The organism is Stenotrophomonas sp. a6, from assembly GCF_030913325.1.
GTDB classification, from domain to species: Bacteria; Pseudomonadota; Gammaproteobacteria; order Xanthomonadales; family Xanthomonadaceae; genus Stenotrophomonas; species Stenotrophomonas maltophilia.
Map to the genome: position 1 here is coordinate 814673 of NZ_CP133161.1, position 19104 is coordinate 833776.

The 19104-nt window shown below is 67.8% G+C and carries 18 protein-coding genes and 1 tRNA gene; 11 read left to right on the top strand and 8 right to left on the bottom strand.

The window, feature by feature from the left end:
* Positions 1–6: 6 nt before the first annotated feature.
* Positions 7–327, top strand: a complete 321-nt coding sequence (locus Q9Q79_RS03695; protein WP_005408173.1) for an NAD(P) transhydrogenase subunit alpha — start codon at positions 7–9, stop codon at positions 325–327.
* On the top strand, positions 324–1784 hold the full coding sequence (locus Q9Q79_RS03700; RefSeq protein WP_012479220.1) for an NAD(P)(+) transhydrogenase (Re/Si-specific) subunit beta: 1461 nt from the start codon (positions 324–326) through the stop codon (positions 1782–1784). Before Q9Q79_RS03695 ends, Q9Q79_RS03700 begins: the two co-directional genes overlap by 4 nt.
* Before the next feature lie 290 nt (positions 1785–2074).
* Here the strand turns inward: Q9Q79_RS03700 and Q9Q79_RS03705 are convergent, their stop codons facing one another.
* Positions 2075–2494, bottom strand: coding sequence for a hypothetical protein (locus Q9Q79_RS03705; RefSeq protein WP_012479221.1), 420 nt, complete (start codon positions 2492–2494; stop codon positions 2075–2077).
* 122 nt (positions 2495–2616) lie between these two features.
* Between Q9Q79_RS03705 and sufT the strand changes: the two genes are divergently transcribed.
* From sufT to Q9Q79_RS03720, 3 genes are all read left to right on the top strand, one after another.
* Positions 2617–3168: a putative Fe-S cluster assembly protein SufT gene (gene sufT / locus Q9Q79_RS03710; protein WP_012479222.1), complete on the top strand. Its 552-nt coding sequence runs from the start codon at positions 2617–2619 to the stop codon at positions 3166–3168.
* Between the two features lie 59 nt (positions 3169–3227).
* The gene (locus tag Q9Q79_RS03715; protein ID WP_012479223.1) at positions 3228–4322 is read left to right on the top strand and encodes a branched-chain amino acid aminotransferase; all 1095 of its coding nucleotides are present in this window, start codon (positions 3228–3230) and stop codon (positions 4320–4322) included.
* A gap of 450 nt (positions 4323–4772) precedes the next feature.
* Positions 4773–6515: a S8 family peptidase gene (locus Q9Q79_RS03720; protein ID WP_005408178.1), complete on the top strand. Its 1743-nt coding sequence runs from the start codon at positions 4773–4775 to the stop codon at positions 6513–6515.
* 120 nt (positions 6516–6635) lie between these two features.
* Here the strand turns inward: Q9Q79_RS03720 and Q9Q79_RS03725 are convergent, their stop codons facing one another.
* The 3 genes from Q9Q79_RS03725 to wrbA form a co-directional block, all read right to left on the bottom strand.
* Positions 6636–7121, bottom strand: coding sequence for an asparaginase domain-containing protein (locus tag Q9Q79_RS03725; RefSeq protein ID WP_010481766.1), 486 nt, complete (start codon positions 7119–7121; stop codon positions 6636–6638).
* Positions 7122–7200: 79 nt separating this feature from the next.
* Positions 7201–7536: a DUF2069 domain-containing protein gene (locus tag Q9Q79_RS03730; RefSeq protein WP_005408180.1), complete on the bottom strand. Its 336-nt coding sequence runs from the start codon at positions 7534–7536 to the stop codon at positions 7201–7203.
* Positions 7533–8126, bottom strand: a complete 594-nt coding sequence (wrbA, locus tag Q9Q79_RS03735) for an NAD(P)H:quinone oxidoreductase (RefSeq protein WP_005408181.1) — start codon at positions 8124–8126, stop codon at positions 7533–7535. The genes Q9Q79_RS03730 and wrbA overlap by 4 nt, the downstream gene beginning before the upstream one ends.
* Before the next feature lie 77 nt (positions 8127–8203).
* Between wrbA and Q9Q79_RS03740 the strand changes: the two genes are divergently transcribed.
* The gene (locus tag Q9Q79_RS03740; protein ID WP_005408182.1) at positions 8204–9478 is read left to right on the top strand and encodes a YihY family inner membrane protein; all 1275 of its coding nucleotides are present in this window, start codon (positions 8204–8206) and stop codon (positions 9476–9478) included.
* Positions 9475–10044 carry a TlpA disulfide reductase family protein gene (locus tag Q9Q79_RS03745; RefSeq protein ID WP_005408183.1) on the top strand — a complete coding sequence of 190 codons (570 nt, stop codon included), beginning with the start codon at positions 9475–9477 and terminating at the stop codon, positions 10042–10044. Before Q9Q79_RS03740 ends, Q9Q79_RS03745 begins: the two co-directional genes overlap by 4 nt.
* Before the next feature lie 575 nt (positions 10045–10619).
* On the opposite strand, the gene ppk2 is transcribed toward Q9Q79_RS03745, so the two are convergent.
* From ppk2 to hemA, 4 genes are all read right to left on the bottom strand, one after another.
* On the bottom strand, positions 10620–11402 hold the full coding sequence (gene ppk2, locus Q9Q79_RS03750) for a polyphosphate kinase 2 (protein WP_005408184.1): 783 nt from the start codon (positions 11400–11402) through the stop codon (positions 10620–10622).
* A gap of 214 nt (positions 11403–11616) precedes the next feature.
* A complete protein-coding gene (locus tag Q9Q79_RS03755) occupies positions 11617–13329 on the bottom strand; it encodes a tetratricopeptide repeat protein (RefSeq protein WP_201863982.1) in 1713 nt (570 codons plus the stop codon).
* Positions 13330–13334: 5 nt separating this feature from the next.
* Positions 13335–14417 carry a peptide chain release factor 1 gene (gene prfA, locus Q9Q79_RS03760; RefSeq protein ID WP_005412330.1) on the bottom strand — a complete coding sequence of 361 codons (1083 nt, stop codon included), beginning with the start codon at positions 14415–14417 and terminating at the stop codon, positions 13335–13337.
* The gene (hemA, locus tag Q9Q79_RS03765) at positions 14395–15678 is read right to left on the bottom strand and encodes a glutamyl-tRNA reductase (protein ID WP_005408187.1); all 1284 of its coding nucleotides are present in this window, start codon (positions 15676–15678) and stop codon (positions 14395–14397) included. Before hemA ends, prfA begins: the two co-directional genes overlap by 23 nt.
* Positions 15679–15741: 63 nt before the next feature.
* On the opposite strand from hemA, the gene Q9Q79_RS03770 reads away from it, so the two are divergent.
* The 4 genes from Q9Q79_RS03770 (at position 15742) to Q9Q79_RS03785 (ending at position 19037) form a co-directional block, all read left to right on the top strand.
* A complete protein-coding gene (locus Q9Q79_RS03770; protein ID WP_171969031.1) occupies positions 15742–17427 on the top strand; it encodes a tetratricopeptide repeat protein in 1686 nt (561 codons plus the stop codon).
* A complete protein-coding gene (gene lolB, locus Q9Q79_RS03775) occupies positions 17424–18083 on the top strand; it encodes a lipoprotein insertase outer membrane protein LolB (RefSeq protein WP_286245373.1) in 660 nt (219 codons plus the stop codon). The genes Q9Q79_RS03770 and lolB overlap by 4 nt, the downstream gene beginning before the upstream one ends.
* Positions 18080–18949 carry a 4-(cytidine 5'-diphospho)-2-C-methyl-D-erythritol kinase gene (ispE, locus tag Q9Q79_RS03780; RefSeq protein WP_005408190.1) on the top strand — a complete coding sequence of 290 codons (870 nt, stop codon included), beginning with the start codon at positions 18080–18082 and terminating at the stop codon, positions 18947–18949. Before lolB ends, ispE begins: the two co-directional genes overlap by 4 nt.
* Positions 18950–18960: 11 nt before the next feature.
* Positions 18961–19037 (top strand) — tRNA-Gln (locus Q9Q79_RS03785).
* Positions 19038–19104: the final 67 nt, after the last annotated feature.

The window sequence follows — 19104 nt, forward strand, 5'->3', positions numbered from 1 at the left end:
TTGCCAGTGAGTGACGGGTTCGTAGCGCTGTACATCTTCATGCTGGCCGCCATCGCCGGCCACGTGATCATTTCGCGGGTGCCGGTGATCCTGCATACCCCGCTGATGTCGGGCTCCAATTTCATCCACGGCATCGTGCTGATCGGCGCGATGGTGGTGCTGGGGCACGCACAGACACCGTTGGAGAAGGCCCTGGGCTTCCTCGCCGTGGTGCTGGGTGCCGGCAATGCCGCCGGTGGCTACGTGGTTACCGCGCGCATGCTGGAAATGTTCAAGCCGAGCGCGCCCAAGGGCGGCAAGGACGAGCCGAAGGAGCCGCAGGCTTGAACATCAGCACCGTCGAACTGCTCGACTGGCTGGTCAAGGCCAGCTACCTCGTCGCCGCCACGCTGTTCCTGCTGGGCCTGCAGCGCATGGCCTCGCCACTGACCGCGCGCAGCGGCATCCGCTGGGCCGGGCTGGGCATGCTGCTGGCCACGGCGGCCACTTTCTTCCTTCCCGAACTGCACAACGTGCCGCTGATCCTGGTGGCGCTGCTGCTCGGCGCGGGCCTGGCCTGGTGGTCGGCCGGCAAGGTTGCCATCACCGACATGCCGCAGATGGTGGCGCTGTACAACGGCATGGGCGGTGGCTCGGCGGCGGCGATCGGCGCGGTGGAGCTGCTGCGCTACGCTTTCCTTGCCAACCGCGATACCAGCCACTGGAGCGCGCAGGCGCTGGCCGATCTGGCCGCGCGCCAGCCGTCGGGCACGGTGCTGCTGCTGGCGGTGGTCGGCGCAGCGATCGGCGCGGTGTCGCTGTCCGGCTCGGTGATCGCCTGGGCCAAGCTGGATGGACGCCTGGACAAGCGCGTGACCTGGCCGGGCCAGCAGGTGATGAACCTGCTGGTGGCGCTGGCGGTGGTGGTACTGGCGATCATCGCCGCCAGCACGCTCAGCACCTGGGCGATCGTTGCCTTCTTCGTACTTGCGCTGACGCTGGGCGTGCTGATGACGCTGCCGATCGGTGGCGCCGACATGCCGGTGGTGATCTCGCTGTACAACGCGTTCACCGGCCTGGCGGTGTCGTTCGAAGGTTACGTGCTGGGCAACGAAGCATTGATCATCGCCGGCATGATGGTCGGCGCGGCGGGCATCCTGCTGACCCGTCTGATGGCCAAGGCGATGAACCGGCCGATCCGCAACGTGCTGTTCTCCAACTTCGGCGGTGGTGCTGGTGGCGAAGCGCAGGCGATCAGCGGCTCGCAGAAGCCGATCGAAGCGGCTGACGTCGCCGCGATGATGGCCTTCGCCGAGCGCGTGGTGATCGTGCCTGGCTACGGCATGGCCGTGGCGCAGGCGCAGCACAAGATCTGGGAGCTGGCGCAGCGGCTGGGCCAGCGCGGGGTGAAGGTGAAGTTCGCGATCCACCCGGTGGCCGGGCGCATGCCGGGGCACATGAACGTGCTGCTGGCCGAAGCGGGCGTGCCCTACGACCTGATCGCGGACATGGACGACATCAACCCGGAGTTCGCCAACACCGACGTGGTGCTGGTGATCGGCGCCAACGACGTGGTCAATCCGGTCGCACGAACCGATCCGGCCAGCCCGATCTACGGCATGCCGGTGCTGGACGTGGTCAATGCGCGCAACGTGGTGGTGATCAAGCGCGGCAAGGGCACCGGCTTCGCGGGCATCGAGAATGCGCTGTTCTACGCCGACAACACCCGCATGCTGTATGGCGACGGTGCCGAAGCGGCAGCCTCCCTGGTCAGCGAGTTGAAGGCGCTCGACGGCGGGCATTGAGGACCGGGGGCGGATCCCTTTCCGCAGGAATGGGCTTTGACCCCTTTGCCGGCCAGCGGCCGGCACTACCGCATCCACGCGTGGCCGCTGCATCGGGTAGGTGCGGGCCCTGGTCCGCACGCGTTTGCCGGCCAGCGGCCGGCACTACCGCATCCACGTGTGGCGGCTACATCGGGTGGGTGCGGGCCCTGGTCCGCACGCGTTTGCCGGCCAGCGGCCGGCACTACCATCCCATCCACGCATGCGTGGATCTACCTGCATGTCCCCGGCGGGCGTGGCAACCGGCGCGCTCAGCGCGCCAGCCAGGCGCCTACGGCCACGGCCACGGCCAGCCACAGCCACTCCACCGCGCCATTGGCCAGGGTGATCAGGGTCCAGGCCAGGTGCGGGCCCATCCGCATCGTGGCGTCCCACAGGTCCAGCCCGATCGAGCCGCCCATCCAGGCGCTGGCGATGGTCCAGTTGGCCACGGCGGCCACCAGCAGGGTGCCCACCACGACCAGCACGATGCGCAGCCGGCCCGGGCCGAGCGTACCCATGCGCAGCATGAACACCAGTTCCAGGGCGGTCAGTACCGCCATCCAGCCGACCTGCCGGCCGGTCATCAGCGCCAGCACCATCCAGGCAAGGGGAGCAACAACCAGGCCCAGCAACAGCATGATGGGCCAGAGCCAGGTCACGGCCCTGGCACGCGCGGCATTGGAGGACATCGAAGCTCCCTGAAGATCACCCACAGGATACTGTGGTTTGCGGCGGTGCACCGGCGGTGCCGGAGCGGCTGGGCTAGAATGCCGTCTTGCGTGGCCCCGGCCACGGCCCCATATCGGTCCCCATGTATTCCCGTAGCAGCGAACCTGTCCACTTCGAGCGCGATTGCGAGGCCGTGATGGTCCCGCAGGGCGATACCGTGACCCTGCCCGCCGGCAGCTATGGGTACATCACCCAGGCGCTGGGCGGCAGTTATTCGGTGTTCGTCGAGGGCAACCTGTTCCGCATCGCCGGCAAGGACGGCGACGCCATCGGCAAGGAGGCACCGGCACCGCTGGAACTGCCGGCCGACGCCACTGATGAACAGGTGGAACAGCTGGTGTGGCAGCAGCTGCGCACCTGCTTCGACCCGGAAATTCCGGTGAACATCGTCGAACTGGGCCTGGTCTACGAGGTCGAGATCAAGCACCTGGACGAAGGCCAGCGCGAGATCGACGTGAAGATGACCCTGACCGCACCGGGTTGTGGGATGGGCGACATCCTGGTCGACGACGTGCGCAGCAAGCTTGAAATGATCCCGACGGTGGCCGAGGCCGACGTCGACCTGGTGTTCGACCCGCCGTGGAACCAGCACATGATGTCCGAGGCGGCCCGGCTCGAGACCGGCATGCTTTGACCCAGGGCCCGCAGTGAAGCGGGCCCGGCACTACCCGCAACCAGAACAGGAATCCTCCGGTGTCCCAGTCCATCCCCAGCTTCGCCGTTACCCGTTCGGACCACCCGCGCAGCGCTGAAGAGCGCGCCAAGATCCTGGAGAAGCCGGGCTTCGGCCTGCACTTCACCGATCACATGGTGGAAGTGCGCTGGGACAAGGATGCCGGCTGGCACAACGCCAACGTGCGTGCCTACGGCCCGTTGCAGCTGGATCCGGCTGCGGCCGTGCTGCACTACGGCCAGGAAATCTTCGAAGGCATCAAGGCCTACCGCCATGCCGATGGCTCGATCTGGACTTTCCGTCCGGATGCCAACGGCCGTCGCCTGCAGCGTTCGGCGCAGCGCCTGGCGCTGCCGGAACTGCCGGTGGAGATCTTCGTCGAATCGCTGAAGCAGCTGATCGCGGTCGACAGTGACTGGGTGCCGTCGGCCGATGAGTCCAGCCTGTACTTCCGCCCGTTCATGATCGGCGACGAAGCCTTCCTCGGCGTGCGCGGCGCGCACAAGGCCGGCTACTACGTCATCGCCAGCCCGGCCGGCCCGTACTTCGCCAAGGGCGTGGCCCCGGTGTCGATCTGGCTGTCCACCGAATTCGCGCGTGCGGCCAAGGGCGGCACCGGTGCCGCCAAGTGCGGTGGCAACTACGCGGCGTCGCTGCTGCCGCAGCAGAAGGCGCAGGCACAGGGCTGCTCGCAGGTGCTGTTCCTCGACCCGGTCGAAGGCAAGTACCTGGAAGAACTGGGTGGCATGAACGTGTTCCTGGTCTACAAGGACGGCACTCTGGTGACCCCGGAACTGTCGGGCAGCATCCTCGAGGGCATCACCCGCGAGAGCATCCTGCAGCTGGCCCGCGACCGCGGCATGAAGGTCGAAGAGCGCAAGGTCAGCATCGACGAGTGGAAGGACGGCGTGGCCTCCGGCGCGATCAGCGAAGTGTTCGCCTGCGGCACCGCCGCGGTGGTCACCCCGATCGGCCAGCTGAAGGGCGAGGGCTTCTCGGTGGGCGACATCAACGCGCCGGCCGGCGAAGTGACCATGTCGCTGCGCAAGGAGCTGACCGACATCCAGTATGGCCGCCTGCCGGACCGCCACAACTGGCTGGTCAAGCTGGGCTGATCGCCCACGCTGAACTGTAGCGTCGAGCCACGCTCGACTGCTCTTCCGGAAAGCCCGTCCCCGTGACGGGCTTTCTGCGTTATGGGCCTGCGGTCAGATCCCTTTTCCATGGGAAAAGGGATCTGACCCCGAATCAGCGAACGCCGATGTCGGCATAGTCATTCCAGGACACGTGACGGCCCAGTCAGGTCTGTGCAGGACACGAGAAGGTTCCTTCACCTTCACAAACCCTCGACCCGAAAAGTCTCAGAACGAACATTTCATCTTGCTGAAAAGACGCTGAAAATCTTGTGGTGTCCGGTTTCGGCCATTAGCGTCATGTGCACGGCGGATCGTTAGGGGGATCCGCTGACTCACCGGACTTCGAACCTCGCCAATGCAAGCCAGCCCAGGGTTCGGGCCGGTGCTTCTGCCGATTCCGGCATTCACACCACAAGAAAGGGAAATACGATGTCCCAGGTAACGCAACCGCGTGTGCGTCGAGTGTGGGTGGTCCTTGGTGCGTCCGTTCTGTCATCGCTGCTGCTGGCCACGCCTGCGCTGGCCGGTGATGTCCAGCTCAGCGGCCTGCAGTCCGCGCCGACGCACCAGCGCTTCATCGTCAAGTACCGCGACGGCAGCGCCGCCGTGGCCAACACTACTGCGCTGGCTTCGTCGCTGAAGACGGCCGCCGCCGGCCTGGCCAGCAGCCAGGGCCGCGCGCTGGGCCTGCAGCAGGTCCGCAAGCTGGCCGTCGGCCCGACCCTGGTCAAGACCGACCGTCCGCTCGACCAGGCCGAATCCGAACTGCTGATGCGCAAGCTGGCCGCCGACCCGAACGTGGAATACGTCGAAGTCGACCAGATCATGCGCGCGACGCTGACCCCGAACGACACCCGCTTCAGCGAGCAATGGGGCTTCGGCACCTCAAATGCCGGCATCAACATCCGGCCGGCCTGGGACAAGGCCACCGGCACCGGCGTGGTGGTGGCCGTGATCGATACCGGCATCACCAACCATGCCGATCTCAACGCCAACATCCTGCCGGGCTATGACTTCATCAGCGACGCCGCGATGGCGCGTGATGGCGGCGGCCGCGACAACAATCCGAACGACGAAGGCGACTGGTACGGCGCCAACGAGTGTGGCTCGGGCATCCCGGCCTCCAACTCCAGCTGGCACGGCACCCACGTTGCCGGCACCGTGGCGGCGGTGACCAACAACAGTACCGGCGTGGCAGGTACCGCGTTCAATGCCAAGGTCGTGCCGGTGCGCGTGCTCGGCAAGTGCGGCGGCTACACCTCCGACATCGCCGATGCGATCGTGTGGGCGTCCGGTGGCACCGTCAGCGGCGTACCGGCCAACGCCAATCCGGCCGAAGTCATCAACCTCTCGCTGGGCGGCGGTGGCAGCTGCTCGACCACCTACCAGAACGCGATCAACGGCGCGGTCGGCCGTGGCACCACCGTGGTGGTCGCCGCCGGCAACAGCAACACCAACGTGTCCTCGTCGGTGCCGGCCAACTGCCCGAACGTGATCGCGGTGGCGGCGACCACCTCAGCCGGTGCACGTGCCAGCTTCTCCAACTACGGTACCGGCATCGACATCTCGGCACCGGGCCAGAGCATCCTGTCCACCCTCAACACCGGCACCACCACGCCGGGCAGCGCGACCTACGCGTCGTACAACGGCACCTCGATGGCGGCGCCGCACGTGGCCGGCGTGGTCGCGCTGATGCAGTCGGTCGCTCCGAGCCCGCTGAGCCCGGCGCAGGTCGAGAGCATCATCAAGAGCACGGCACGTCCGCTGCCGGGCGCCTGCTCGGGTGGTTGCGGCGCCGGCATCATCGACGCCAATGCCGCCGTGGCCGCAGCGATCAATGGTGGCGGCAACCCGAACCCGGGTGGCAACGTGCTGCAGAACAACGTACCGGTGACCGGCCTGGGCGCTGCGACCGGTGCCGAGCTGAACTACACCGTCGCGGTTCCGGCCGGCAGCACCCAGCTGCGCGTCGCGATCAGTGGCGGCAGCGGTGATGCCGACCTGTATGTGCGCCAAGGCAGTGCCCCGACCGATACCACCTACACCTGCCGTCCGTACCTGAGCGGCAACAGCGAGACCTGCACCATCAACAGTCCTGCCGCCGGCACCTGGTATGTGCGGGTGAAGGCCTACAGCACCTTCTCGGGCCTGACCCTCAACGCCCAGTACTGAGCCCAAGCCCCTCTCCATGGGCACGCCCCGGCTCAGGCCGGGGCGTTCTTCTTTGGGTAGGTACCGGCCTTGCAAGGGCAGCGCTTTGGTGCGTGCCGACCTTGGTCGGCATGCTGTTCCTCAGACCGACTCGAAGCGGTTGGCGGCCACGTTCTTGCGCACGTGCTGCGGATCGAAGATACGACCGTTCATGGCGATGTATACGCCGCTCGGCAGCGACTGCACCGCACCGATCGCGCAGCCGATGTTGAACTCCGCATCCGACCCACGGAACCGCGCCGGGCTGAGCGCGCCGGTCATCACGATGGTCTTGTCCGGGATCGTCGCCAGCACCTTGCCGGTCTGCACCATCGAGTCGGTGCCGTGGGTCACCAGCACGTGGCGGGTCGGCTGCGCGGCGATGGTGGCGCGGATCAGTTCGCGGTCTTCATCGTTGATGTGCAGCGAATCCTTGCGCAGGATCGGAATCACGTTGAAGCGGAACGTCACGCCCAGCTCGCGCAGGATCATGCCGATCTGGGGGTCGCCGATCTGGTAGTCCGACTTGTCGTCGAAGTAGATCTTGTCGATCGTGCCACCGGTGGTGACGACCAGGAGCTCTTCCATCATGTGCATGCGCGAAACCAGGACAGGTACAGCGGCGCGGGGCCAGGGACACAGATGATACGGCCCGGCGGGCGCAGCGTCAGCGTCGTTTGCCGAAGCGGGCGCGCAGCCCCGGCAGGCTGGCGCTGAAGATCACCAGCAGGGCCAGGGCGATTTCGATCAGCGCCAGCCAGCGTGTTTCCGGGTGGCTCCAGGCGCTCATCACGCCGTGGCTGAACCAGCCCAGCGCCAGTACCGAGGCCCAGAACCCGGCCTTGCGCCAGCCCAGGCGCAGCGCAAAGGCCAGCGCCAGCGGCGGCGCGGTGAACACCAGCTGGGTGGCCAGCCAGTGCTTGTCATTGATGAACCAGCCGGCGAACAGCGCGGCCAGCCCCATCAGGGCCAGCAGCAGGACCGTGCGCGGCGGGCGGCTCATCGGGCCAACCGCTGCGCGATGTCGGCCACCCGGCGGCCCAGCGCGCGGGCCAGCACGGCCTCGTCGTCGGTCGGCTGCGGGTCATCGGCGGCACCGGCCACGTGGCTGGCGCCATAGGGCGTGCCGCCGCTGGTGGTGTGGCTCAACGCCGGTTCGGTGAACGGGATGCCGACGATCACGCAGCCATGGTGCAGCAGCGGCACCTGCATCGACAGCAGGGTCGATTCCTGCCCGCCGTGCATCGAGGCGGTGGAGGTGAACACGCCGGCCGGCTTGCCGGACAGGGTGCCATTGACCCATTCGGCGCCCAGTCCATCCAGGAAGTGCTTGACCGGGGCTGCCATGTTGCCGAAGCGGGTGGGGCTGCCGAGCAGCAGGCCCTGGCATTCCACCAGGTCCTGCACGCTCACATAGGGGGCGCCGTCGTCGGGTACCGGCGGCTGCGCGGTCTGGGTCACGGCGGCCACTGGCGGCACCGTGCGCAGGCGCGCGCTCATGCCCGGCACTTCGCCAATGCCCCGCGCGATCTGGCGCGCCAGCCGTGCCACCGAACCGCCCCGGCTGTAGTACAGCACCAGAATCTCGCCCATCGTGCCCGCTTCTCCTCGTCGTGTGGTCGCCAGTATGGCTATCCTGCCAGCATTCCGCATCGGGTACCCTTCCACCGATGGAACCTTTGGATACGCTCAACCTGTGGATGGAGCGCGCGCGGGATCGCGCACGGGCCATCAGTTTCGGCCGCTTCCTGTGGCATCGCTTCCTCGACGACCGCCTGTTCCAGGCAGCGGCGGCGCTGGCCTACACCACGGTGTTCGCGCTGGTACCGCTGGCCATCGTGGTGTTCGGCGTGCTGTCGGCCTTCCCCGTCTTCGACCGCTGGAGCGACCAGCTCAGCGATTACGTCTTCTCCAACTTCGTGCCCAACGCCGCGCGCGCGGCCGAGGGCTACCTGCGGCAGTTCTCGGCCAGTGCCGGCCAGCTCACCGCCGCCGGCTTCATCGCGCTGGTCGTCTCGCTGCTGATCACCCTCAACAGTGTTGAAGAAACCTTCAACCAGATCTGGCGGGTCGGCTCGACCCGGCCCAAGCTGACCCGTTTCCTGGTCTACTGGACTGTACTGACGCTGGGCGCGATGCTCGCGGCGGCTTCGCTGGCGGTGTCGGCGCGGGTGTTCGCGATGCCGCTGTTCGGCACGCAGGAGGGCCGCTGGCTGGCCGAACTGGCACTGCGGCTGGCGCCGATCCTGATCGAGTTCGTCTGCATCACGCTGATGTTCCGGGTGGTGCCGCACCACACGGTGAAGTGGCGGCATGCAGTGCCTGGCGCCATTCTGGCCGCGGTGATCCTGGAGCTGGTGAAGTGGGGTATCGGCGCCTACCTGGGCAGCTTCCAGTCCTACCAGAAGCTGTATGGCACGGTCGCCTTCGTGCCGATCCTGCTGCTGTGGATCTACCTGTGCTGGGTGGCGGTGCTGCTGGGCGCGTCGTTGTCTTCGTCGATGGCGGCCTTCCGCTACCAGCCGGTGGAACTGCGCCTGCCGCAGGGCTACGAGTTCTATGGCCTGCTGCGCCTGCTCGGCCGCTTCCACCATGCCCGAGCCAAGGGCAAGGGCCTGGCCGATGATGAAATCCTGCGGCTGGAGCCGATGCTGACCGATTCGCTGCTGCAGGACCTGGCCTGCAACCTGCAGGAGATCGGCCTGCTGCGCCGCGATGAACGTGGCGAATGGCTGCTCTCGCGCGACCTGGACCAGGTGAGCCTGGCCGATCTTTACGAATGTACCCAGTTGCGCATTCCGGTAGCCGAGCAGCATCTGCCGTATCGCGACGACAGCCTGGGCCGTGCCGCATTGGCGGCGCTGGATGATCTGCGGCTGCCCCTGCGTGAACGCCTGAAGCGCAAGGTCAGCGATATCTATACCGACTCTGGAGACATGCCATGACCCGCAAGACCCCGTTGCTGCTCCCGCTGGCCCTGCTGCTGGCACTGTCGGCCTGCAAGCCGGCCCAGGAGCCGACGCCGGCCAGCAGCCAACCGCCGGCGCAGGCACCGACGCCGACCGCACCGGCACCGGTCGAGGAAACCCCGGCCGAGCGCACCACCGCCGAGTTCCCGACGCTGAAGATGAAGGCGGTGGATGGCAGCGACTACGACCTGGCCGCGCACCGCGGCAAGTGGGTGGTGGTGAACTTCTGGGCGACCTGGTGTGCCCCGTGCCGCAAGGAGATGCCCGAGCTGTCGGCGCTGCATGCGATGCGCAGCAACATCGAAGTGGTCGGCCTGGCCTACGAGGACATCGAAGTGCCGGAAATGCAGTCGTTCCTGACCAAGCATCCGGTGACCTATCCGATCGTGATCGTGGACCCGTTCGATCCGCCGGCCGATTTCGCCACTCCGCGCGGCCTGCCGCTGACGCACCTGCTGGATCCACAGGGCAAGCTGGCGCACACCTTCCTCGGCCCGGTGACGGCCGCCGACATCGAAAAGCAGATCGCTGCTGCCAAGTAATGGGGTCGGGCGGCAGGGCCTGCGGCCCTGCACCCGCGGTAGTGCCGGCCGCTGGCCGGCAACCCCAGCAACAGCAAAAGCAACAGCCCAAGCGGGGTTTCCTGTGGGTAGGCGGGGTGGGTCCGGTGGCGGGGGGCGCTGCAAGTACGTCCATGTAAGCTCGGTCGCCGCATCCATGCGGCTCACGCCCCCGCCACCGGACCCACCCCGCCTTCGACAGTTCTCCGCGATCTGTCGGAATGCATGGCCTGCTCTTGGTGGGTGTCGACCTTGGTCGACACGTAGATCCACGCCATGCGTGGATGCTCTTCGTTCAATTGTCGAAATAATCGATTTCAATGGAGATTCATCCACGCATGGCGTGGATCTACCTCCGTCACCGGAAATCCGTCGGGGATGGGGCGGTGTGGGTTGGCAGGACCGTTGGCGCCATGGATGGCGCCATCGAGCCCCCATGGATGGGTTTACGGCGTGTCCTGCCAACCCACACCACCCCAGCCAACAAGCAAAACTCCCAGAGCCGGCTGTTGTCGTTGCCTCTGCAGGTGCAGGGCCGCAGGCCCTGCCGACTCACCCTAATCCTCGACCGGGAAGTCCTCGATCGGCTTCAGCACATCGTAGTGCTCGCGATGCAGCTTGCCCTTCAGCTTCGGCAGCTCCGGCAACGGTGCATCCACGCGCGTGTCCGGCAACCGGTCCAGCAGGTTGCGCACCAGCGTCAGCCGGCCCAGCCGCTGGTCGTTGAAATCCACCAACGTCCACGGTGCCGCCTCGCGATGGGTCGCGCGCAGCATCGCCTCGCGCGCCTCGGTGTAGGCGCTGTACTTGCTGCGGGATTTCAGGTCCACCGGGGAGAGCTTCCAGCCCTTCAGCGGATCGAGATGGCGCTCGGCGAAGCGCTTCTCCTGCTGCTCCTGGTCCACGCACAGCCAGTACTTGAACAGCAGGATGCCGTCGTCCACCAGCAGCTGTTCGAACACCGGCGCCTGGCGCAGGAACTGCTGGTACTCGGTCTCGCTGCAGTAGCCCATCACCCGTTCGACGCCTGCGCGGTTGTACCAGCTGCGGTCCATCAGAACGATCTCGCCGGCGGCGGGCAAGTGCGAGGCGTAGCGCTGGAAGTACCACTGCGTGGCTTCGCGGTCGGTGGGCTTGGGCAGCGCCACCACCCGGCACTGGCGCGGGTTGAGGTGCTGGCTGATGGCCTGGATCGCGCCGCCTTTGCCTGCCGTGTCGCGCCCTTCGAACAGCACCAGCAGGCGCTGTCCGCTGTGCTGCACCCAGCGCGCCATGGCGGTCAGTTCCAGCTGCAGCGGCAGCAGCAGTTCGTCGTAGTCCTTGCGCTTGAGCTTGGCCATCGTCACACCACGCGGGGAGGAAGCCCGAGCGTAGCGCAGGGGCTGCCCAGGCGATGTCGACGCCGGGTAGAGTCGACGGTCAGTCGACTATCGCGCGCAGCGCGGGGTTTTCGGCTTCCGAGGGCAGTCGACCAGCAGTCGACTCTACCCAGTCGACGTCATCCAATCGACATTACCCAGCCGACATTACCCAGCCGACATTACCCAGCCGGCATTACCCAGTCGGTTCGGTTGTTCCCAGCCAGCCGTGTTCGCGCGCCAGCTGCTGCACCAACGCCGACAGATCGCGGGCAAACCCGCCCATGTCGAACAGCCCGCTGCGCTCGCGCGCCTGTGCCAGTTCAGCGCGCAACGCCGCCAGTGCTGCAGGGTCGTTGCCCAGCGTGCTGGCGGTGGTGATGAACGCCGCATCGTCGGCGACATTCATCCGTGCCATTCCCAGATGGTGGTTGAGGCTGCCGGCCACGCGCGCGGCGAAGGTGTCGCCGGGGCAGGTCAGCACCGGGCAGCCGGCCCATAGTGCGTCGGACGCGGTGGTGTGCGCGTTGTACGGATGCGTGTCCAGGAACAGGTCGGCCAAGGGGTAGCGGGCCAGGTACTGCGGATGCGGCAGCTTGGCCATGAACACCAGGCGCGCCGGGTCCAGGCCGGCAGCCTGCGCGGCAGTGCGCAGGCGGGCGTCGGCCTGGCCCGGTCCGGACAGCAGCCACAGTACGCTGCCGGGCACTGCCTGCAGCACTGCGAAGGCACGGCCCATGCTGCGCGGGTTGAGCTTGTAGCTGTTGTTGAAACAGCAGAACACCACGCCCTGCGCGGGCAGTCCGCAGTCCGCACGGGTCGGCGCAGGCTCCAGCACGCGCGTATTGTCTGACGGCTGGAAGGCTCGTGGCAGGCGCAGCACGCGTTCGCTGTAGCACGGCTCCAGTGCCGGCGGCAGGGCGAAGGCATCGCCGACCACCGCGTCCATCCACGGCGCCCCCGACGTGCCCGGATAGGCCAGCCAGTTCAACTGCAGCGCGGCAGGGCGCATCGCCAACACTTCCGGCGTGCCGCCACCGCCCCAGCCGCGCAGGTCGAACAGCAGGTCGATGTCCTGTGCGCGGATGCGTGCGGCGGTATCGGCATGTCGCAGGCCAGCCACATCATGCAGCTGCGCCGCTGCCTGCAGCCGCTGGCGGATGCGGCTGCCGTCGTCGCGGTTCAGTGCGAACAGATGCAGTTGCAGTGCGGGGTCGCGACGCAGCTGCTCGAACAGCGCCACGGTCAGCAATCCGGTCGGATGTGCGCCGAACCCATTGGAGAGGAAGCCGACGCGCAGCGGGCCGTGCGGGCGCACCGTTGCCGGCGGCAATGGCCGCACCGAGGCAGCCACGGCCAGCGCACGGGTGTGCGCGCAGGCCAACTGTTCGGCAGCGCTGGCGTCCTCGCTGAGGAAGGCGAACGGCTCGACCACGCCCTGGCCGCTGGCAACGGCGGCGCGCACCTGTGCCGCCAGCGTGTCCAGGTCCTGCCAATCGCACAGGCGGCGCTGCCAGGCCAGGCGCTGGGCGGCGATGTACGGCTCGGCCGGCATCAGCCCATGCGCGCGTCGATAGGCCGCCGACGCGCCTTCGGCATCATCGGCATCTTCCAGTGCATGGCCCAGCCACAGTGCAATGCCGGGATGCTGCGGTGCCAATGCCGAGGCCTGGCCGAGCAGCTTGGCCGCATCGCCATGTGCACCGGCCATCCACGCCACGCGGCCCAGCCGTGCCAGCGCTTCGGGGTGATTCGGGCGCAGCTGCAGCGCACGTCGCGCGGCCTGTTCGCCGGCAGCGATGTCGCCGGCTTCCAGTTCCACGTCGGCCAGCATCACCCAGGCGACGAAGTCGTCGGGCTGGCGGGCGATCGCTTGCTGCAGTTGCTGTCGCTGCTGCCAGGCCGACATCGTGCTCAGCCCGCCGACAGCTGGGCCAGGGCGTCGACCTGGTGTTCGTGGCTGAGCCGCTGCAGCAGCGGATCGAGGTCACCGGCCAGGATGTTGGGCAGGTCGTACAGGGTCAGGCCCTCCACGCGGTGGTCGGTGATGCGCCCCTGCGGGAAGTTGTAGGTGCGGATGCGCTGGCTGCGGTCACCACTGCCGACCTGCAGGCGCCTCGACTCGGCCTGGGCCGCGTCCTGGCGTTGGCGCTCGGCGTCGAGCAGCTGCGCTTTCAGGCGCTTCATCGCCTTGTCGCGGTTGGCGTGCTGGCTGCGTTCGGTCTGGCATTCCACCACCACGCCGGTCGGTACGTGGGTGATGCGGATCGCCGACTCGGTCTTGTTGACGTGCTGGCCACCGGCGCCGGAGGAGCGGAACGTATCCACCTTCAGGTCGGCCGGGTTGATGACGATGTCATCGACTTCGTCGGCCTCCGGGATGATCGCCACGGTGGCCGCCGAGGTATGGATGCGGCCCTGCGATTCGGTGGCCGGCACGCGCTGCACACGGTGCGTGCCCGATTCGAACTTCAGGCGCGAGAACGCACCACGGCCGACCACCCGTGCCACCACTTCCTTGTAGCCACCGTGCTCGCCGGGATTGTCCGATTCGATCTCGACCTTCCAGCCCTGGCGCTCGGCGTAGCGGGCGTACATGCGGAACAGGTCGCCGGCAAAGATCGCCGCTTCATCGCCGCCGGTACCCGCGCGCACTTCCAGGAACAGGTTGCCTTCGTCGCGCGGGTCGCGCGGTACCAGCAGCAGCGCCAGTTCCTGCTCCAGTTCCAGCAGGCGCGCCTGCGCGGCGGCGATTTCCTCGTCGGCCAGTTCGCGCAGGTCGGGATCGGCGCGCATGCCTTCGGCGGCGGCCAGATCAGCCTTGGCACGGGATTCATCGGCCAAGGCGATGGCGATCGGTTCAAGTTGGGCGAATTCGCGCGAAAGGTCGCGGAAACGGGTGTTGTCGGCGACCACGTCGGGTTCGGCGAGCAGGCGTTCCAGTTCTTCGCGGCGCTCGGCCAGCGCTTCCAGCTTACGGCGCAGGGTCGGCGTCATCGGGTCTCACGGGTGGGTGGCGGTAACCCGGCGTAGCCGGGAACAGGCGCTCGGCGGCGCGGGTCAGGTCGGCATCGCCGCTCAGTGCGGCAGCGCGCAGGGCAGCGGTAGGAGGATGCAGCAATCGATTGGTCAGGCCGTGCGCCAGCAGTTCCAGCACTTCGTCGGCCGGCTTGCCGTTGGCCAGCTGCTGGCGCGCGCGTTCCAGCAGTTCAGTGCGGGTGGCCTCGCCGAACGCACGCAGCTGTCGTAGCGGCGCCTGGTGGGCGCTGGCCTGCTGGGTCTCGATAAAACGCGATACCTGAAGGTCGATGATCGCCTCGGCCTCGGCGGCCGCCTCGCGGCGTCCGCGGCGGTTGTCTTCCACCGCGCGCTCCAGGTCGTCGACGGTGTAGAGGAAGGCGTCGTTGAGCGTGCCGACCTCCGCCTCGATGTCACGCGGCACGGCCAGGTCGAACAGCAGCATCGGCTTGTGCCGGCGCGCGCGCAGGGCCTTGGCCACCATCTCGCGGTGGATCACCGGTTCGCGCGCAGCGGTGGCCGAGAACACCACGTCGGCCTCGCCCAGGTGGCGGTCCAGTTCGGTCAGCGGCAGGGCTACGCCACCATGGCGGCTGGCAAGTTCCTGCGCGTGGGCGAGGGTGCGGTTGGCGATCAGCAGCCGGCGTACCTTGCCTTCGCTCAGGTGCCGTGCAGCCAGTTCGATGGTCTCGCCGGCACCGACCAGCAGCACGGTGGAATCGTCCAGCCGCGCGAACGCGTTCTGCGCCAGGCGCACCGCCGCCGACGCCACCGATACCGGGTTGGCGCCGACCTGGGTATCGGTGCGCGCACGCTTGGCCACCGAGAAGGTCTGCTGGAACAGGCGGTCCAGGCGCTGGCCGAGCAGGCCGTGGTCACGCGCGGTCGACCATGCGTCCTTCACCTGGCCGAGGATCTGCGGTTCGCCCAGCACCATCGAGTCCAGGCCGGTGGCGACCCGGAACAGGTGGCGTACGGCTTCTGCATCGGCATGCTGGTACAGGTAGCCCTGCAGGTCGCCGGCCTGGGCCTGCAGCCACTGGTCCAGTGCCTGTGCCGAATCGGCCACGGCATACAGCTCGGTGCGGTTGCAGGTGGACAGCAGCACCGCCTCGGCGATCTGCGGAGTATCGCGCAGCGAACCGAGCGCGCGCGGCAACGCCTCACCGGCGAAGGCCGCGCGCTCGCGCAGCTCCACCGGTGCGGTCTGGTGATTCAGTCCGAGCACCCACAGGGTCATTGTTCAGTTGCTTGCGATAAGCTGCTGGCCATTGGACGACATTTTAAGGCCCCGATGCCGACGATGCCCGCATTGATTCGCATCCCCAGTGTTCTGCTGCTGTCCTTGGCCTGCAGCCAGGCCCTGGCGGCGGTGCCAGCCAAGGCCCCCGTACGGGCCCCGGCCACTGAGGAACTGGCGCTGGAACCGGTGATGGCCGGTGAGTTCGCGCTGCAGGCCGGCAAGCTGGCCGAGGCGGCCCGCTGGTACCTGCAGGCGGCCCAGCAGACCGACGGCGACGCCGGCCTGGCCGAGCGCGCGACCCGCATTTCCATGCTCGCCAACGATGACGCCAGCGCCGCCAAGGGCCTGGCCCTTTGGCAGCAGCGCGCGCCCAGCTCGTTGACCATGCGCAGTGCCGCTGCCGCGCTGGCCATGCGCCAGGGTGATGTGAAGGCAGCGCGTGGCGATCTGCAGGCCTTGCTGGCCGACCCGGATGAACGTGGCTGGAAGTTCGCCCTGGCCGCCCTGATCGGCGGCGGCCGCGACCCGGCAGTACCGGCGCAGGTGCTGGGCGAGCTGGTCGACGCCAACGCCATTCCGCCGAAGATCGAGGCGTGGCAGGAGTTCGGACGCCTTGCCCTGCGCATGGACAAGCCCGAGCTGGCGCGGCGCATGATCGATGAAGTGGTCAAGCGCTTCCCCGAGGAACCGCGCGTTGCGCTGCTGCGGGCCAGCCAGCTGCAGCAGGCCGGGGAGACCGGCAAGGCGTTGTCGCTGCTGCACGATGTGGAGCCGAAGACCCGCCAGGACCCGGAACTGCGCAATGCAGTGGCCATTGCCTATGACAGCCTCGGCCAGCCAGCCGCCGCCGAGCGCGTGCTGGCGTTCGGCCCGCAGGACGTGCAGACCTGGGGCATGCGCGCCTCGCTGTTGGCCAAGCAGGGCGACAAGGCCGCGCTGTCCAACCTCTACAACGAACTGTCGCGGCAGGCGGCCAAGCCGGACCCGGCGCAGCGCCTGCTGCTGGGCAAGATCGCCGAATACCTGAAGCGTTATCCCGAGGCGGTGCAGTGGTACCACAGCGTGCCCGGTGGCGATGAACTGAGCGAGGCGCGCCTGCGCGCGGCCAACGCCCAGGCTCTGGCCGGGCGTCTGCCGCAGGCTTTGGATGAAGTGCACGCGATCCAGTCCGATGCGGTGGTCGACGACGATGTGCGCCGCGATGCCTACCTGCTGGAAGCCGAACTGCGCCAGCGTGCTGACGACAGTGCCGGGGAGCTGGATGCACTGGCCCGCGGCCTGGCCGCCTACCCGGATGACAACGGCCTGCTGTACGCCCGTGCGCTCACCTGGGAACGCCGCGACGACATCCCGCGCGCCGAGGCCGACCTGCGCAAGATCCTGGTGACCGACCCGGAGAACGTGCCGGCATTGAACGCGCTGGGTTACACCCTGGCCGATCGCACCGGTCGCCTGCAGGAAGCGCTGGAGCTGATCGACCGCGCCCGCGTGGCCGAACCGGACAACGCTGCCATCGTCGACAGCTATGGCTGGGTGCTGTATCGCCTGGGCCGCAAGGAAGAAGCACTGGTGCAGCTGCGCCGTGCCTGGACCCTGGCCAAGGACCCCGAGATCGCCGCCCATGTCGGCGAAGTGTTGTGGGTGCTGGGCAAGCATGACGAGGCCCGCCATTTCTTCGACGAAGCGGCCAAGCTCGACCCTGAAAACCGCGCGCTGCTGCGCGCCCGTGAGAAATTCAATCCATGAGTGTTTCCCTGATCCGGCCGCTGCTGTTGGCAACCGCGGCCCTGGCGCTGACCGCCTGTACCAGCGTAGGCACGCAGAAGATCCCGGCGCCGGCGGTGGTCGAGGTTGTTTCGGCCGAAGCGGCGCAGGCCGAGGCGGCGCGCGTGGCCGCGCTGCAGGCACAGCCGGACTGGGCTTTCCAGGGCCGGGTCGCGGTCAGCAAGGGCAAGGATGGCGGCAGCGGACGCATCGACTGGAAGCAGGAAGGACGCCGCTATGGGGTTGAGCTGAGCGCGCCGGTGACCCGGCAGAGCTGGAAGCTGACCGGCGATACCCATTCCGAAGCCGGTCGGCTGGAAGGATTGGCCGGCGGGCCGCGTGACGGCGAAGACGCCCAGCAACTGCTGCTGGAGGCGACCGGCTGGGACATCCCGGTCAACCAGCTGCCGGCGTGGATCCGTGGCCTGGTGGCCGGTGATGCTGCCGGTCCGGAGAAGGTCGAGCGTGATGGTGAAGGCCGGCCGCGTCGCATGCAGCAGATGGGCTGGCAGGTGCAGTACCTGGACTGGTACCCGGCCGAGGCCGGGCGCCCGGCGCTGCCGCGCCGGATCGAGGCCAGCAATGGCGACGCCAAGGTGCGCCTGCTGGTCGACCAATGGGGGCAGGGCACCCCATGAGTGCCGGGCGCGATGACACGGGCTGGTCCTGGTGGCCGGCCCCGGCCAAGCTGAACCTGTTCCTGCACATCACCGGCCGCCGTGCCGATGGCTACCACGAGCTGCAGACCGTGTTCCGCCTGCTGGACTGGGGCGACCGCATCGGTCTGCGCCTGCGCGAAGACGGCCAGGTGCGCCGGCAGGGCGAGGGGCTGGCTGGCGTGGCCGAGGCGGATGACCTGGCGGTTCGCGCCGCGCGGCTTCTGAAAGATGCGGCCAATATCGTGCAAGGCGCGGACATCATCGTCGAAAAACACGTTCCTGCAGGTGGTGGCTTTGGCGGCGGTTCGTCCGACGCGGCCACCGTACTGGTGGTGCTGAACCGGCTCTGGCGTGCCGGTCTGGACGAGGACGCGCTTGCTGCGCTGGGACTGCGCCTGGGCGCTGACGTGCCGGTGTTCGTGCGCGGGCGCAATGCTTGGGCCGAAGGGGTGGGTGAGCGCCTGCAGCCGATCGTGCTGGAGCCGGCCTGGTATGTGGTGGTTGAACCGGGTGTTCATGTTCCCACCCCGGCTCTGTTCGCAGACCCGGATTTGACGCGCGGCAGCCCAGTGGCGAAAATAGAGGACTTCGCTTCCGGGACCTTGGTCGGGAACGCGTTCGAACCGGTGCTGCGCCGCCGTGAGCCTGCCGTCGAGGCAGCGTTCGCCGCGTTGAGCGACATCGGCACGGCGCGGCTGACCGGTTCGGGAAGTGGTTGTTTCGTCGAGTTCGCATCGCAGTCTGCCGCAGAGCAGGGACGGTCGAAGTTGCCGAAGGAGTTGCGGGCAAGGGTGGCAGCGGGCGTTGCGCGTTCGCCACTGCTGGATGCACTCGAGCAACACTGATTTATCAATGCAGGGGCGTCGCCAAGAGGCCCAAGGCACCAGGTTTTGATCCTGGCATTCGTAGGTTCGAATCCTACCGCCCCTGCCAATAGCGGCTGTGTCCGCGCCTTCCAGCGCATCGCCCGCGCGGGACGTGGAAACAACCGCGGTGTTGT

What these genes read in the sequence shown, in the direction of transcription:
- Q9Q79_RS03705 (WP_012479221.1), bottom strand. Translation starts at nt 2,494, where the DNA reads ATGTCCTCCAATGCCGCGCGTGCCAGGGCCGTGACCTGGCTCTGGCCC.
- sufT (WP_012479222.1), top strand. Translation starts at nt 2,617, where the DNA reads ATGTATTCCCGTAGCAGCGAACCTGTCCACTTCGAGCGCGATTGCGAG.
- Q9Q79_RS03720 (WP_005408178.1), top strand. Translation starts at nt 4,773, where the DNA reads ATGTCCCAGGTAACGCAACCGCGTGTGCGTCGAGTGTGGGTGGTCCTT.
- Q9Q79_RS03725 (WP_010481766.1), bottom strand. Translation starts at nt 7,121, where the DNA reads ATGGAAGAGCTCCTGGTCGTCACCACCGGTGGCACGATCGACAAGATC.
- Q9Q79_RS03730 (WP_005408180.1), bottom strand. Translation starts at nt 7,536, where the DNA reads ATGAGCCGCCCGCCGCGCACGGTCCTGCTGCTGGCCCTGATGGGGCTG.
- wrbA (WP_005408181.1), bottom strand. Translation starts at nt 8,126, where the DNA reads ATGGGCGAGATTCTGGTGCTGTACTACAGCCGGGGCGGTTCGGTGGCA.
- Q9Q79_RS03740 (WP_005408182.1), top strand. Translation starts at nt 8,204, where the DNA reads ATGGAACCTTTGGATACGCTCAACCTGTGGATGGAGCGCGCGCGGGAT.
- Q9Q79_RS03745 (WP_005408183.1), top strand. Translation starts at nt 9,475, where the DNA reads ATGACCCGCAAGACCCCGTTGCTGCTCCCGCTGGCCCTGCTGCTGGCA.
- ppk2 (WP_005408184.1), bottom strand. Translation starts at nt 11,402, where the DNA reads ATGGCCAAGCTCAAGCGCAAGGACTACGACGAACTGCTGCTGCCGCTG.
- Q9Q79_RS03755 (WP_201863982.1), bottom strand. Translation starts at nt 13,329, where the DNA reads ATGTCGGCCTGGCAGCAGCGACAGCAACTGCAGCAAGCGATCGCCCGC.
- prfA (WP_005412330.1), bottom strand. Translation starts at nt 14,417, where the DNA reads ATGACGCCGACCCTGCGCCGTAAGCTGGAAGCGCTGGCCGAGCGCCGC.
- hemA (WP_005408187.1), bottom strand. Translation starts at nt 15,678, where the DNA reads ATGACCCTGTGGGTGCTCGGACTGAATCACCAGACCGCACCGGTGGAG.
- Q9Q79_RS03770 (WP_171969031.1), top strand. Translation starts at nt 15,742, where the DNA reads ATGCCCGCATTGATTCGCATCCCCAGTGTTCTGCTGCTGTCCTTGGCC.
- lolB (WP_286245373.1), top strand. Translation starts at nt 17,424, where the DNA reads ATGAGTGTTTCCCTGATCCGGCCGCTGCTGTTGGCAACCGCGGCCCTG.
- ispE (WP_005408190.1), top strand. Translation starts at nt 18,080, where the DNA reads ATGAGTGCCGGGCGCGATGACACGGGCTGGTCCTGGTGGCCGGCCCCG.